The organism is Pseudarthrobacter sp. MOO13 (genome assembly GCF_058267655.1).
The window spans coordinates 2,983,430-2,997,434 of sequence record NZ_CM177848.1 but is presented as its reverse complement, the minus strand read 5'-3'; the positions used below and the strand labels follow the sequence as shown (position 1 = coordinate 2,997,434).

Genomic DNA, 14,005 nt, shown 5'->3' with positions numbered 1-14,005 from the left:
GCGGGGACAAGTTCAGCATGGACCACCCCGCCTCGGCCATCAATATCCAGGCTTTCAAGAATTGGTTGCCGCCGAGGCCGGCGCCCGGCCACGCGGCTTACGGTGCCGGCCTGCGACGCGACGATTCCCGTGTACCTGCCGGGTAGCCGCCCTTGCGGCTCGCTGCAATGATGGCCAGGGCCGCAGCCACCGGGATGGCGGCGGCGTACGGCACCAGGCCGGCACCGAGCGTCGTGAAGGCCAGGCCGCCGTAGGAGGCGCCGACGGCGATGCCCAGTTGGATGGTGACCACCGTGACGCCGTTGGCGGCGTCCCGGTGCTCGCCTCCCGCGCGGAGGATTGCTGCCTGGTTGTAGATGCCGATGGCGCCAAACGCTATTCCCCACAGTGACAGCAGGACCATAGCCCCGGGCCAGGTGGCGCCCAGCAGCGGAAGCAGGCCGAAGACCGCCAGCAGTCCGGCCACCGTGATGAGAAGGGACCGCCGTGGCACGGAATCGGCAGTGATGCCCGCGATCCAGATTCCCACCAGGCTGGCCACTCCGATGACGGACAGTGAAATGCTGACCGCGCCGGCCGGCAGCCCGGAGGCCAGCAGGAACGGCGCGATGTAGGTGAACAGCGTGAAGTGCGCCAGGACCAGGAGCGGCCACGCGACGGCAACGGCCACCACCCCGCGCACGGCAAGGGCCGCACGCAGCGACGGCCGTGCTTCCCGACCGGAATCCGTGGCCACCGGCAACAGGTACGTGGCGAGCAATGCGAGGAGGGTCGCGACTCCGGCCAGGGCCAGGAATGAGCTGCGCCAGGACAGCACGGCGCCCATCATGGTGCCCAGCGGCGCACCGATCGCCAGGGCGATGCTGTTGCCGCTGAACACTATGGCCATGGCCTTGCCTACGGAATGCGCCGGCACGATTCTTGCCACGTAGGGCGCCATGCTGGACCAGAGGAGCCCGTGGGCCACTCCGCCAAGCAGCCTGGCAGCAATGGCCAGCGGCAGAGTGGGGCTGGCCGCGAGCAGCACGTTGCTCAGGCCAAACGCCAGGATCGTGGCGATCAGCAGCGTCTTCCGGGGGATGCGACCGGCGAGCAGCCGCGAGAGGGGGAGCGCCGTGAACACGATGACGGCAGCGTAAACCGCCGTCAGTGCGCCCACGGCTGATTCCTGGACGCCAAGGTCACGGCTGATTTCCGGCAAGAGGCCCGAGGGCAGCAGCTCGGTGGTGACCGCGGTGAAGCCTGCCGCGGACAGGACAAGAAGCCCCGCGCGGGGGATCCTGGCGGGGCGCCCCGGGACGCGTGCAGCCTCCGGCCCGGCGTCAGCTTCCGCTGCCTGGCCTGCGGATGTTTCGGTCTGCAACTCGTTGTCTTCCTTGGGGACTGCCACGCCTACAACACAACCAGCTCACGCGGCAGCGGTGGGAGTCCCTGCTGGAACCCCCATCCGCCGCAGGTTTCCCTTCTCGACAAAGTTCGGCTGAAGGAGCAATCTAAAAGGTGCGAGCCGCTGCCGCGTGGCAAGCCATGGCGGCGGCGCGTGGACAACCAATATTCAACCTCTGCGACACCAGTTGGGGTGGTGCATGTCCGGCGTGTTTTTACGCCGGAACCGGGGCCCGGGCTCCCCAGCCCGGGCGTCCGGCACCCTTTACTCCGAAATCAGTGGCCTGTTTGGCCCGTGGGTTGAGTTGAACCGGCCACCGCTGCATCGGCCTTTCGGCCGAATACCGTTCAAGAGAGCGTTGCCATGAAGCAAAACCGGGGAAACACCACAAGATTCAACAAACTCGCATTTATTGTCGCCTTCGCCGTTGCGCTGCTGGCCTCACTGGCCGCTGCCGGTCCGGCATCGGCCGACGGCTGGGGTCATCGGACCTGGCAGGTCCAGGTGGGCTCCGAGTCCCGCGACCAGGAAATCCAGGGAATGTCCTTCCTCCCTTCGGAGATCTTCATCAATGAGCATGACACCATCAACTGGGCGGCGAACGCCGCCGAGATCCACACGGTGACATTCCTGGCTGCCGGCCAGTCGCTGCAGCCGTTCAATCCGTTCAACGAGGATGAACTGCTCAAGCGTGGAGGGGACAGCTACGACGGGCACTCGTACTACAACTCGGGCCTCCTTTCGAACGTGGAGGTGCCGGGGTTCCCTGTCACGACGAGCTACAGCCTGACCTTCCCGCGGGAGGGCGACTTCACCTACTACTGCCTGGTCCACGGCGAGATGATGAAGGGGACGGTCCACGTCCGGGAGCAGGGCACGGATTATCCTTACAGCCAGGCGGACTACAACAAGGCATCATGGGCCCAGGCGAGGGCCATCCTCCGGGACGGGCACCAGCTTGACGCCTCGCTGGCCCAGCAAGCCAGCAACCACAGGGTCCTGGCAGGCGGTGACGACGGCGTTGCAATGGTCATGCGCTTCGTCCGGCCCAGCGTGACGGTGCATGTCGGCGAAACAGTGGTGTTCGCCAACACCGGCATGGGAGCACCCCACACGGTCACCTTCGGCACCGAACCGGCGAATGTCTTTGCGCCGTCGGGTACGCCGTCCAACTTCACCGGTGGCGACCTCAACTCCGGCATCATTCCGCCGGGCGGGGAGTTCTCGGTGACCTTCAAGACGGCAGGCACGTTCAAGTACATCTGCGCACTCCATGACTTCATGGGCATGGTGGGCCAGGTGCGGGTGGTCGACTGACACCATTGAACGACATCAACTGACGGATGCGCTGGCCCGGCCGAAGCGGAGGCTTCGGCCGGGCCAGCCGCGTTTCAGGCCGTGTGGGAAGTCCCGCCACCTGCAGTCCGGGGAACACCTGGCGTCCCGCCGTCGTTGTTTCCCTTGGTGTGCCCTCCCGGTGCGCCGCCCGCCGACCGAAGGACACCCCTTGACTCCTCGCACCATCGTGATCACCGGCGCCAGCGACGGCATCGGCGCGGCAGCCGCCAGGACGCTGGCCAAGGCAGGGGAGCGGGTGGTCGTCGTCGGCCGGTCTGCGGAGAAGACCCGCGCCCTGGCTGCTGAGATCGGCGCGGACCACCACCTCGCCGACTTCGCCGACCTGGCCCAGGTCCGCGCGCTGGCCGACACCCTGCGCTCCACCTATCCGCACATCGACGTCCTGGCGAACAACGCCGGCGGCATGATGGGCAAGCGCACGCTCACCGTGGACGGCCACGAGCTGACGTTCCAGGTCAACCACCTGGCGCCGTTCCTGCTCACCACCTCCCTCATGGACACGCTGACCGCCAGCCACGCGAAGATCATCAACACCGCCAGCGCCGCGAACTTCTCCGGCAAGGTGGATTTGTTCGACCTCAACGCCGAGCACGGGTACCGCACCTTCCGTGCCTACGGCACCGGCAAGCTGGCCAACATCCTCTTCACGTCCGAGCTGCACCGCCGCTTCCACGACCAGGGAATCACGACGGCGGCCTTCCACCCGGGCGTGGTCCGCACCAACTTCGCGGCGGGTTCCAGCAGCCCGTTCCGGCACTTGTACAAGAGCGTGGCCAACCGCTTCATGCTCAGCCCGGACCAGGGTGCCGACACCATGCTGTGGCTCATCAACGGGACGGCCGGCACCGACTGGATCTCCGGGGCCTACTACGCCAAGCGGGCCCTGGCCAAAGCCAACCGCCAGGCGTATGACGCCGACCTGGCACGGGGGCTGTGGGAGAAGAGCGAAGAGCTGGTCAAAGCCGCCGCCTGACCCGCGGCTCGGGCCGTGGGGCCTACTCGCATCCCACGCCGTCGTGGTCCGCGTCCAGTCCATAGATGTCGCGGCCGATAACCTGCACCGGGCCCCGGACGTACGCAGGTCCGTTGCCGCCGCCGCGGCGGCAGGCTTCTCGGTTAAGCGCTTGGACTGGGTGGCTTCGAGCCCGGGGACAGAAATGTACGCCGTACCGGCAATGGGTGTTGCCCTGGGTGTTGCCCTGGGGGTTGCAGTGGCGGATTCTGTGACCGGCCCACTGCGGAACCGGAGATGTCGGCTGACGCAGAAATGCGCCACTTATCAGCGCCCTGGCAGGTCATGGCCCCACGAAGACGGGTGCCATGTCCTGACCTTGGCTGATAAGTGACGCATCGCCGGCGGCGCGGACCTTTAGGCCTCGCGGGACGGTCAGTGGCCGGAGTTGTCCGCTCCGCCGCCTTGGACGTTGCCGTTGTGGCTGATGGAGGCGACGGCGCCGGACTGTTCGTCCAGCAGCACCTTGTCGTTGCGCTCGTGGTGGAAGTTGAACATCGCGTCCACGGATCCTGCCGTCGCGTCGGCCGAGGAGTCACCGATCTGGCCGGTGTGCCAGTTGTCCTCGATGAACCGCAGGATGGAGGCCTGGTCCGTCTCGGTGTGGTCCACGAAGTTCTTCTTCGCGTACGGGGAGATGACCACCAGCGGCTGGCGGGGGCCGGGGCCGCACCGGTCGGCGTAGCCCCCTGCCACCGGCACACCGTTCGCTGCGGCATTCAAGCACCATGCGGCGTCGTCGGACCCGGTGGACGCGTTCTTCGGCTGGGCCGCGACGTGGTCGTACCAGCCGTCGGAGTCGTCATACGCGAGCACGACGGCGGTGTTGTCCCAGTTCTTGGACTGCTGGATCTGGTTGACGGTCTTGGTGATGAAGTTCTGTTCGTCCACCGGATCCGAGTACGCGGCGTGGCCGTCCTGGAACTCGGAGGCCTTCAGGAAGGACACGGCAGGCATGTTGTCGCTGTCCACCACCTTGCTGAAGTCGGCGAGGTCGTACTGGTGGTTGGCCTGGCCGTTGTGCCCGATCTCCGCGTCCGAAGCGGGCGGAAGGTGGTGCGGGTTGGCGGTGGAGGCGTAGTACTGGAACGGCTGGTGGTGCGGGGAGTAGTCCACCACGGAGGCGCCGGCGGCGTTGGTGTGCGCGGCGAGACAGGATGCGGGAGCGCTGCCGGTGGCCGCGGTGGTGGGGGCGAAGCCGCCCTGGAACCAGCCCCAGGATGTTCCCTGGGCGTTGAGCAGGTCGCCGATGTTCCGGCCGGTCATGCCGGCCAGGTTGTTGGCCTTGGCGTGGCTGCTGTTGGAGCAGTCGTCGTAGACAGGGTCGGGGTCGTTGATCACGGTGCCCACGCCGTTGGCGTCCGGCTGGCGGACGGCGCTGCTGCCGGCGGCCGGCGTGGCCACGGGTGCCCTGGCGGCGTTGTATTCCTTGACGCCGTGGGTTTGGCCCGAGATCAGGTTGAGTGCGCCCGGAGTCGAGGGGCCGAAGACGGTGCTGAAGTGGTTGTCGCTCATCGCGTAGTTCTGGGCGTAGTTCCATATCCCGGTGACGGTGTTCCCGTCGTAGTAGTCCATGGTCAGGCCGGGGCGTCCGTACTGGTTGGTCCCGCACACGTCACGGCTGGTGAACTGGACGAACTTGTCCATCGCGCCGCCGTTGTAGGCGTTCTGTTCGGCTTTGTAGCCGTGGTCCTGGTCGCACGTGACGGCCTGCATCGGGGACAGCCGCGAGGGCTGGACCGAATTGGGGTTCTTCGGTGCCAGCAGTCCTGCATTGGCCAGGGTGTTGATGTCCTTGGGCGTGTCCGTGGACGCGGTGAATTTGGCCGCCGGGGCACCGGAGCCCTGCTGGGTTTCGCCGGGGGTGTTGGCCGCGTTGGGGTAGGTGGCGAAGTAGTGGTCGAACGAAACGTTCTCCTGGAAGAGCACCACGACGTGCTTGATCGGCGTCGCCGTGTCGTCGTGGGTGCCGGCGCTCGCCGGGGCGGCGCCGAAGCCGACCAGTCCGGCCGTCAGGGCGGTGGCCGCCAGGGCGGCCGCACCGGTGGCGGCGGTGACGCTCTTCCTGGTGAATCTGGGTGCCGGATAAGGCATGGGGTATCCAATCATTCCTGGTGGGTGCACCGCCGCGGCCTGCGGCGGGTGCGGGAGAGTGCTACTTTGCGGGGGCGGCGTCGGCTTCGTAGGTGAGGATTTCGGTGCCGTTGCCCTCATCGCCGTTGTCCGGGGCCACCGTCATGGTCAGGTGCCCGCCGTTGGCGGTCATCTTGAACGGGTTGCGGGTGGCCACGTGCCCGGCGGTGGACCACTGCTGGAACGGGACCTCGCGGGTCACCTCATGGGACTTCAGGTCGATCATCGCCATGCCGCCCAGTTCGTAGGTGGCTGCGGTCCCGCCGGCCGGCGGGGTTTGCGGGAGGTTGGTGACTCCTGCGCAGAGCATCTTGGCGTTGGGGACGTACTGGCAGTCCTGGTAATCGATGAAGTAGTTCGGGTTTTCCCAGGTGGACACTTCCTTGCCCTGCAGGTCCCACTCCGCGAACCGCCGGGAGCCCCAGGTGTTCCCGACCAGGTGGCCGGTCTGTTTGTCCAGCACGATGCCGCCGAAGTGGTCCTTGACCTCGAACTGCTTGTGGACGTCCAGGGTTTCCGCATCAACCCTGTAGATGATGGCGCTGCTGTCCGGCCGGTATTGAGCTACCGGCACCCAGACGTTGGTGCCATCGAAATCGATGCCGCCCGGGTGGTACGTGTCGCCTTCGCCCAGGATGATGTCCTTCTGCAGGTTGCCCGCCTTGTCCATGACAAACAGGTGGCCGATGCCCTTGCCCGGTGTGCGGTCGTAGCCGTCCTGCGGGGCGGGGTACTTGACCGTGGGTTCGAGGATCTGGACGGCGGAGAGGAAGATGTGGTCCTGGCTGTAGGCAATTCCCTCGGTGTGGTACGTGGGGAAGTTCAGTTTCAGCTTGGACGTTTGCTGCCAGGCTGTGGTCCGGCTGACGGAGTCGAAGGCGTCCGCCAGATCGGTGTTTGTTTCGTGGCGGGTCCCGGAAGCGGGGCTGCCGTTGTCCGGGGTGTCCGCTTGTGCGGCCGCTGTACCGGCGGCCGCACAGGCTGCAACGATCAGGGACGCGGCAACGGTGAGGGCGCGCCGCGTGGGAGTGGAGCTCATGGGGCCTTTTAAGGTTGGGGTCTCAACAGGAGCTCTCAAGTTACTAATGGGTAATGAACCGGGCATGGCGCCCCGGTGAACTGCCGTTGGCGCCGGACTGTCCGGTTGGCGCGTTGCCGTCAGGAGGCCACGGAATGCCTTAGCGGTCCTGCCGGGCCAGCGCCTCGCCGATGACTCGTGCACCGTCCGGATACGCGCCTGGGTTGGGGCCGGAAAAGTTCAGCCTGATGAAGGCCCCGGCGGGCTCCGCGGGGAACCACTCGGTGCCGGCGGCGATGATGACGCCGGCATCTTCGCAGTCGCGCGCCAGCCGCGGGAGGTCCGTGCCATCGGGCAGGCGCACCCACAGGTTCAATCCGCCGCGGGGCAGGTTGTCGATGTGTGCTTGCGGGACGTGTTCGCCGATGCTGGTGGCCAGCAGGTCCCGGCGCGACTGGAGCTGCTGGCGGAGGCTGCGCAGGTGTGTGTGCCAGCCGGGCTGCGTGACCACATCCAGGGCTGCGGCCTGGAGGAACCCGCTGACGTACATGGATTCCGCCGCACGCTGGCCGAGGATGCGTTCCCGCACCGGACCCCGGGCAATAACTGCCGCGATGCGGATGGCAGTGGAGACGCTTTTGGTCAGCGACCGGATGTACACCACATGCCCGGAATCATCCCGGGTGGCCAGTGGCACGGGATCGGAGGTGATGCCGAAGTCGTGCGCCCAGTCGTCCTCCACCAGGAACGCGCCGTGCCGGCGGGCCGCGTCCAGGATTTCGCCGCCGCGTCCCGCCGCCCACTGCGTGCCGGTGGGGTTGGCGTAGTTGGGCTGCACATAGAAGGCCCGTGCCCCGGTCTCGGCGAAGGCGCGGTCCACGTCCGCGGGGTCGGGTCCGTCCGGCCCGGTGGGAACCGGCACCAGGCGCACCCCGGTCTGCGCGGCGGCCAGGATGGCGCCCCAGTAGGACGGCGATTCGATAAGCAGCGGCTGACCGGCGCCCACGAGGGCGCGGAAGATGGAGCTGAGGCCGCTCTGGCTGCCCGGCAGCACGATGACGTCATTGGGCGTAGGCGGGGTGACCCCTACCGGTGTTGCCTGCCCCAGCTCGCGGGCGAACCATTGCTGCAGCTCCGGCATGCCCGCGGCGGGCGGGCGCGACAACGCGGCATCCCCGCGGGCAGCACGGGCCAGGGCTGCCCGCACCAGCCGTTCGGGCAGCAGCTCCCGGTCCGGGTACCCCGAATGCAGCCAGATGGCATCGCCGGGAACGTTGCGCATTGTGCTCGACGACGACGGCAGCGGCGAGGACGGGGACCGCAGCGCTGCGGTCTGCCAGGCATAGTCGGACGGCCGGGCCGTCCTGACCGCGCGGACGAAGGTTCCCACGCCGGGCCGGCTTTCAATCAGTTCCTGGGCGGCCAGGGCCTGCAGGGCTTTCTGCACCGTCACGGGGCTTGCCTGGTGTTCGGCCACCAACTGGCGGGTGGACGGCAGCCGCGCACCGGGAGCCGCATTGCTGATCCACTGACGGAGTGCCGCCGTGATGCGCGAACTGCTATCGTTATTCATGAAAGAACATAGTAGCGCTACTGTCCTTGAGCGCCCAGCGATACCGCTGGGACTGTCGGCCGGAGTGTGGTGGGGACTCCTCGGCGTGGCAGCGTTTTCCTTCACCGTGCCCTTCACCCGTGTGGCCGTTGCCGGGATCCCGCCACTGTTCATCGGCTCAGGCCGTGCCGTCGTCGCCGCACTCCTCGCCGCCGCAGCGCTTGCCGTGACCCGGCAGCGGCTGCCCCGGCGCGGCACCTGGCTGCGCCTTGCCCTCGTGGCCGGGGGCGTCGTCGCCGGCTTCCCGCTACTGACGTCCTACGCCCTCACCGCGGTTCCCGCAGGGCACGGTGCCGTGGTCATCGCCCTCCTGCCGGCGGCGACGGCGACGGCAGCCGTGCTTCGCACCGGCGAGCGGCCGGCCGCCGCCTTCTGGGTGGTCATGGCGCTTGGCTCGCTGGCGGCGATCGCCTTCGCCTTCCTGCAGTCCGGGGGAGTGGGGCACCTGCAGTGGGCAGACCTGCTGCTGCTGGGTGCGGTGGCCTGCGCCGCCGTCGGATACGCCGAAGGGGGCCTGCTGGCCCGCGAACTCGGATCGTGGCAAACCATCGCCTGGGCACTGGTCCTCGCCGCCCCGGCCATGCTGGTCCTGGCGGTTGCCTCCGTCCTCAGCCAGCCGCCGTCGGCCACGCCCGTCCAGTGGGCGGCCTTCGGCTACCTGGCAGTGGTCAGCATGTTCCTGGGATTCGTCGCCTGGTACCGCGGGCTGGCCATCGGGCCCATGGCGCAGGTCAGCCAGATCCAGCTGCTGCAGCCGGTCCTCAGCATTGGCTGGGCGGCGCTGCTGCTGGGGGAGGCGCTCACCTGGACCACCCTCCTGGGCGCCCTTGCCGTCATCCTCTGCGCCGCCGCGGCCGTCCGCGTCCGCCTCAACCGTCCCGCCCGCTAGCCCGAAAAGGAGCACCATGTACATTCCCGCGCACTTCGCTGCCGCCTCCGAAACCGTCCACAGCCTGCTGGCAGAGCCCGGCGCAGCCAACCTCATCACCATGACGGACCAGGGCCTACTGGCCACGCTGCTGCCCTTCGCCTTCAACCCCGGCGTGGGGGCGCACGGTTCCCTGCAGGCGCACATGGCGCGGAACAACCCGCAGTGGACCGCCCTGCCCACCGGCGAAGCGCTGGCCATCATCCAGGGCCCCGACGACTACATCTCGCCGTCGTGGTACGCCGCCAAGGCCGAGCGCGGCCGGGTGGTGCCCACCTGGAACTACGCCACGCTGCATGTCTACGGCGAATTAGTGATCCATGACGACGCCGGCTGGCTGGCACGGCACGTCCGGCACCTGACCGGCCTGCACGAGGACGGCCGGGAGCATCCCTGGGCCGTGGACGACGCCCCGGAGAAGTTCGTCGCCGGCCAGCTGCGGGCGGTGGTCGGCGTGGAATTGCTGGTCAGCCGGATCGAGGCGAAGGAAAAGATGAGCCAAAACCGGTCCGACGCCGACGCTGAAGGAGTGGCAGCGGGTCTTCGGGCCGAGGGGCGCGAAGCCGGGGCGGCCGCCGTCGAACGCGCCCGCCGAAACTGACGCCTGAGGGCCCTATGCTGCCCGTTCCAGGAGCACCATCACCTCGTAGTGCGTGGTCTGCGGGAACATGTCCAGGACGCGGGCCCGGCGCGCCGTGAAGGACGGAAGGTTCGCCAGGTCGCGGGCCAGTGACTGTGCATTGCAGCTGGAGTACACCACGTGCTGCACGTCCGAGGCTTCCAGCCAGCCGCACAGTTCCGTGCCGATGCCGCGGCGGGGCGGGTTCACAATCACCAGGTCCGGCGACTCATCAGAAGCCAAGGCGAAGGCGGTGGCGTCGCCGGCCTGGAACTCCATTCCCTCCAGGCCCGCCTCCCCGCTGCTGAGCCGGGCGGACACGATTGCCTCGCCGCTGGTTTCAATGCCGGTGACGGTGCGGGCCGGGGCGGCGCAGTGCAGGGCGAAACCGCCCACCCCGCAGTACAGGTCCCAGACGGATGCGGGCGCGAGCTCGGTGACCCACTCGCGGCCCTGCCGGTACAACGCCGCCGCCATCTCGCTGTTGGTCTGGAAGAAGCTCTGCGGGCGCAAGTGCAGGGTGACGTCGTTGACGCGCATGGCCAAGGTTTCCTGGCTGGTCAACAGGATCTCCCGGTCACCTTCCAGGACGGCCTTGTGCTCCGGATGCAGGTTGACCGACACCACTTTCACCTGGGGAAGCGCCGCCAGCAGTTCCGGCAGGTGTTCGCGGATACGCGGCAGCACCTGTTCGGAGCGCAGGACCAGGCGGAGCATGATCTCGCCATCGGGGGATTCGGTGATAATGACGTGCTTGAGTTCGCCGGTCCGGCGCGGCACATCGTAGGGCGTCAGGCGGATCCGGCGGATGAAGTTCGCCAGGACCGGGAAGCAGGCCAACAGGCCCGGGGAGCAGACGCCGCACCGGCGCAGGTCCACGCCGTGGCCGTCGGCGTCGAGGATTCCGATGGTGGGGTTCTGGGCCGTCCCGCCGATCACCATCTTGGCCTTGTTGCGGAAGCCGGACTCCCGGCTGGCCACCGGCGGCAGCCATTCCAGTCCGGTGTGGCCCGACAGGAGGCCCTGGCAGTGGCGTTGCTTGCCGGCCAGCTGCTCGCCGTAAGGCATGCCCATGTGGGTGCAGGAACGGCAGGCGCCGGCATCGAAATAGGAGCAGTCCATGACCGGACAAGTTTACCCGCTGCCTTTCGCAGCCTCGAAGTGCACGGACGACGACGGCACTTGGCTCAGCGCCGCCGTCGTACCTTTAAGGGTGGTGACGCGGTGTGCGCCGTGCCATCTGTCCGGTGCTTCCGTCGGGGCCTATGACCGCAGCGAGCACTGCGGCCGGGGAGGCAGCCACGAGGCTGGCTCCTTCTTCTTCTCCCGAGCAGCCGTAACCCCAGCTGGCGAACACTGCGGGAATGCCATGGACTGTGGCTCCGGCAACGTCGTAGCTGCGGTCGCCCACCATGAGCGGGGCGCGGAGGTCCACCTTTGCAGCCTCCAGCCTGACCAGCGCTTCGGCAATAACATCCGCCTTGCTCCACCTCGCGTCCAGGTCCGACGCACCACAAATGGTGGTGAAGTAGTGGTCCAGCCCAAAACGGCGTGCCATCCGGACGGCCTGGTCTTCGGCTTTGGACGTCGCCACCGCCATCGGTATGCCGGCAAGGCGCAGTTGTTCCAGCATTTCCCGGACGCCCGGGTACGGAACCGACTGGTGCGCGCCGACGTCCGCATAGGCCTGCCGGTAATGGGTGAGGGCCCGGCGGGCGAGGACTTCATCGTGGCCCAGTATCTCCCTAAGGGATTCGAGCATGGGCGGCCCCACCAGGCGGAGCAGCCCTGCAGGCGCTGGAACCGGCGCCCCCACGGCAGCCAAGGCGAGGGCGGCACTGGCCGTGACACCCGGTGCCGAATCGAGCAGCGTCCCGTCCATGTCGAACAGCACGCAACCAAAAGCTGCCGTGCGTTGGAGGCTCTGGTGCCGAAGTATCATCTCTTTGTGCTTTCATTCTGGAGCCGGCCGACTCGTGTCTGCATGTTGGGAGTACATACGGTGAAGGGTGGACATGGATCGGGCTAGTCTTGACCGGATCGATCAGAGCATCCTGGCGGAACTGACGCGCAACGCCCGCATCAGTCATGCGGAACTTGCAGCGAAAGTCATGCTCTCCCGCAATGCCGTCCGGCAACGGATCGACCGAATGGAACGGCAGGGCTACATCCAGGGCTATACCGTGGTGGCCGGCGCTCCGGGACAGGGCACAGTTTCGGCCTTCCTGATGGTCTACCGGAAGGACAGGGTTCGCGGGGCCGACGTTATTGCGGTGCTGCAGTCGATCCCGGAGGTGGTGCTGTGCGACGTGGTCAGTGGCGACTTTGACCTCCTGGTGCGCGTTGAAGCGCGTTCGCTTGAACGGATCCAGGAGATCTGGGAGCAGATTGCGGCCACACCCGGCGTAACGGACACGGTAACGGCAATGACCCTGTCCAATTATGTCCGGCGCGGCGCAGGAGTGCTGCCGGCCTAGCCAACGGAACCGGGCATCCGGGTGCCACCTCCCGCCATGGCCGCATCCACCACGGACCTGGCCGACACAAGGTCCATCAGTTGCTTCCCGGCCACGATGTCCACCACGGCTTCCCCGCTCCGGAGGGCCTCCTTTGCCACCGCCGCAGCGGCCGCGTATCCGATGCTCGGTACCAAGGCTGTCGCGACGCCGGCAGATGCCTCGGTGCGAGTCCGAAGCAACTGGCTGTTGGCTTCGATTCCATCGATGCAGAGGGTGCGGAGGCTCGCAGCACCCGCTCCCAGCCAGCCAATGGACTGCAGCAGGACATGGGCCATCACGGGCTCGAAGGCGTTGAGTTGCAACTGCCCGTTGTCCGCGGCCATTGTCACCGTGGTGTCCGCTCCGGCCACGGCAAAGGCGATCTGGTTGACGGCCTCCGGAATGACCGGATTCACCTTGCCGGGCATGATGGAAGAACCGGCCTGGCGCGCCGGCAGGGATATTTCGCCGAGCCCGTTTTGCGGCCCGCTCGCCAGCAACCGCAGATCGCTGCAGATCTTTGAGAGTCGTATCGCGGCGCGTTTCAGCATTCCGGATAAGTGCATGAAGGCGCCCACGTCCCATGTGGCCTGGAACAGATCGTCGGCGGCACGGACCGGAAGGCCGGAGATCTCCGCGAGGGCGGCCAAAGCCCGCCGCTGGAATCCGTCTTCGGCCGTGATGCCGGTCCCCACAGCCGTCCCGCCGAGGTTGCATTCGAGCATCAGGTCAACGGCTTCCAGGATGCGGGCGCAGTCTTCCCGGACAGTGGTGCCGAAGGCTCGGAACTCCTGCCCCAGCGTCATGGGGACGGCGTCCTGCAGTTGGGTGCGCCCAATCTTCACCACGCCGCTGAACTGGGTTCCCTTGGCCATGGCCGCGGACGCAAGCTGTTCCAGTTCCTCGGCCAGTTCCAGCGCACCGGCGGCCAGCGCCAGCCGGAGGGCCGTGGGATAGGTGTCATTGGTTGACTGGCACTTGTTGACGTGGTCAATCGGATGCAGGTGCCCGTAGTCACCGCGGCCGTGGCCCAACTTCTCCAGCGCCAGGTTGGCGATGACCTCGTTCGCATTCATATTGGTGCTGGTGCCGGCCCCACCTTGGATGACGTCCACGCAGAACTGCCCGTGATGCTTTCCGGCCAGGATCTCCTGGCACGCCTGCCGGATTGCACGGACCTTGTCCTGCGAGAGCACGCCGAGTTCTCCGTTGGCGCGGGCAGCAGCGCTCTTGACCATCGCCAGTGCCCGAACAAGGTGCGGATGGGCGGATACGGGGATGCCGCTGATGGCGAAGTTTTGCAGGGCCCGCGCGGTGTGGGCTCCCCAATAGGCGGACGCCGGAACGGCGATGGGCCCTAGTGTGTCCGTCTCGATGCGATATTCCATGGTTTCTTTCGCCGGGAAGAATCTTGTGGTTGTTGGGAACGGCAGGTCCGC

Annotated in this window: 12 protein-coding genes; 5 read left to right on the top strand and 7 right to left on the bottom strand. The window is 67.3% G+C overall.

The window, feature by feature from the left end; genetic code table 11:
- Positions 1-97: 97 nt before the first annotated feature.
- Positions 98-1,363, bottom strand: a complete 1,266-nt coding sequence (locus AC4EEO_RS13695) for an MFS transporter (RefSeq protein ID WP_491340427.1) — start codon at positions 1,361-1,363, stop codon at positions 98-100.
- A 387-nt stretch (positions 1,364-1,750) separates the two neighbouring features.
- On the opposite strand from AC4EEO_RS13695, the gene AC4EEO_RS13690 reads away from it, so the two are divergent.
- Positions 1,751-2,704 carry a plastocyanin/azurin family copper-binding protein gene (locus AC4EEO_RS13690; protein ID WP_491339043.1) on the top strand — a complete coding sequence of 318 codons (954 nt, stop codon included), beginning with the start codon at positions 1,751-1,753 and terminating at the stop codon, positions 2,702-2,704.
- 190 nt (positions 2,705-2,894) lie between these two features.
- A complete protein-coding gene (locus AC4EEO_RS13685) occupies positions 2,895-3,719 on the top strand; it encodes an SDR family NAD(P)-dependent oxidoreductase (protein ID WP_109863520.1) in 825 nt (274 codons plus the stop codon).
- A 414-nt stretch (positions 3,720-4,133) separates the two neighbouring features.
- On the opposite strand, the gene AC4EEO_RS13680 is transcribed toward AC4EEO_RS13685, so the two are convergent.
- The 3 genes from AC4EEO_RS13680 to AC4EEO_RS13670 all read right to left on the bottom strand — a co-directional run bounded on the left by AC4EEO_RS13680 (position 4,134) and on the right by AC4EEO_RS13670 (position 8,482).
- Positions 4,134-5,852, bottom strand: a complete 1,719-nt coding sequence (locus AC4EEO_RS13680; protein ID WP_491339042.1) for a phospholipase C — start codon at positions 5,850-5,852, stop codon at positions 4,134-4,136.
- A 61-nt stretch (positions 5,853-5,913) separates the two neighbouring features.
- A complete protein-coding gene (locus AC4EEO_RS13675; RefSeq protein WP_491339041.1) occupies positions 5,914-6,930 on the bottom strand; it encodes a DUF6454 family protein in 1,017 nt (338 codons plus the stop codon).
- A 139-nt stretch (positions 6,931-7,069) separates the two neighbouring features.
- A complete protein-coding gene (locus tag AC4EEO_RS13670) occupies positions 7,070-8,482 on the bottom strand; it encodes an aminotransferase-like domain-containing protein (RefSeq protein ID WP_491339040.1) in 1,413 nt (470 codons plus the stop codon).
- On the opposite strand from AC4EEO_RS13670, the gene AC4EEO_RS13665 reads away from it, so the two are divergent.
- On the top strand, positions 8,481-9,410 hold the full coding sequence (locus AC4EEO_RS13665) for a DMT family transporter (protein WP_491339039.1): 930 nt from the start codon (positions 8,481-8,483) through the stop codon (positions 9,408-9,410). The genes AC4EEO_RS13670 and AC4EEO_RS13665 overlap by 2 nt on opposite strands.
- A 16-nt stretch (positions 9,411-9,426) precedes the next feature.
- Positions 9,427-10,050, top strand: a complete 624-nt coding sequence (locus AC4EEO_RS13660) for an FMN-binding negative transcriptional regulator (RefSeq protein WP_491339038.1) — start codon at positions 9,427-9,429, stop codon at positions 10,048-10,050.
- Positions 10,051-10,062: 12 nt separating this feature from the next.
- Here the strand turns inward: AC4EEO_RS13660 and rlmC are convergent, their stop codons facing one another.
- Together rlmC and AC4EEO_RS13650 are read right to left on the bottom strand one after the other, a co-directional pair.
- Positions 10,063-11,190, bottom strand: coding sequence for a 23S rRNA (uracil(747)-C(5))-methyltransferase RlmC (gene rlmC, locus AC4EEO_RS13655; protein WP_491339037.1), 1,128 nt, complete (start codon positions 11,188-11,190; stop codon positions 10,063-10,065).
- Between the two features lie 85 nt (positions 11,191-11,275).
- Positions 11,276-11,962: an HAD hydrolase-like protein gene (locus tag AC4EEO_RS13650; protein ID WP_491339036.1), complete on the bottom strand. Its 687-nt coding sequence runs from the start codon at positions 11,960-11,962 to the stop codon at positions 11,276-11,278.
- 121 nt (positions 11,963-12,083) lie between these two features.
- Here AC4EEO_RS13650 and AC4EEO_RS13645 point away from each other — a divergent pair, with 121 nt between their 5' ends.
- On the top strand, positions 12,084-12,545 hold the full coding sequence (locus AC4EEO_RS13645) for an Lrp/AsnC family transcriptional regulator (RefSeq protein WP_018761987.1): 462 nt from the start codon (positions 12,084-12,086) through the stop codon (positions 12,543-12,545).
- Here the strand turns inward: AC4EEO_RS13645 and AC4EEO_RS13640 are convergent.
- A complete protein-coding gene (locus tag AC4EEO_RS13640; RefSeq protein WP_491339035.1) occupies positions 12,542-13,954 on the bottom strand; it encodes an aspartate ammonia-lyase in 1,413 nt (470 codons plus the stop codon). The two genes, AC4EEO_RS13645 and AC4EEO_RS13640, sit on opposite strands and share 4 nt — an antisense overlap.
- Between the last annotated feature and the right edge of the window lie 51 nt (positions 13,955-14,005).

Excerpts from the sequence above, each read along its gene's own strand:
- AC4EEO_RS13665 (WP_491339039.1), top strand. The coding sequence starts at position 8,481 with ATGAAAGAACATAGTAGCGCTACTGTCCTTGAGCGCCCAGCGATACCG.
- rlmC (WP_491339037.1), bottom strand. The coding sequence starts at position 11,190 with ATGGACTGCTCCTATTTCGATGCCGGCGCCTGCCGTTCCTGCACCCAC.
- AC4EEO_RS13690 (WP_491339043.1), top strand. The coding sequence starts at position 1,751 with ATGAAGCAAAACCGGGGAAACACCACAAGATTCAACAAACTCGCATTT.
- AC4EEO_RS13670 (WP_491339040.1), bottom strand. The coding sequence starts at position 8,482 with ATGAATAACGATAGCAGTTCGCGCATCACGGCGGCACTCCGTCAGTGG.
- AC4EEO_RS13645 (WP_018761987.1), top strand. The coding sequence starts at position 12,084 with ATGGATCGGGCTAGTCTTGACCGGATCGATCAGAGCATCCTGGCGGAA.
- AC4EEO_RS13680 (WP_491339042.1), bottom strand. The coding sequence starts at position 5,852 with ATGCCTTATCCGGCACCCAGATTCACCAGGAAGAGCGTCACCGCCGCC.
- AC4EEO_RS13640 (WP_491339035.1), bottom strand. The coding sequence starts at position 13,954 with ATGGAATATCGCATCGAGACGGACACACTAGGGCCCATCGCCGTTCCG.
- AC4EEO_RS13675 (WP_491339041.1), bottom strand. The coding sequence starts at position 6,930 with ATGAGCTCCACTCCCACGCGGCGCGCCCTCACCGTTGCCGCGTCCCTG.
- AC4EEO_RS13660 (WP_491339038.1), top strand. The coding sequence starts at position 9,427 with ATGTACATTCCCGCGCACTTCGCTGCCGCCTCCGAAACCGTCCACAGC.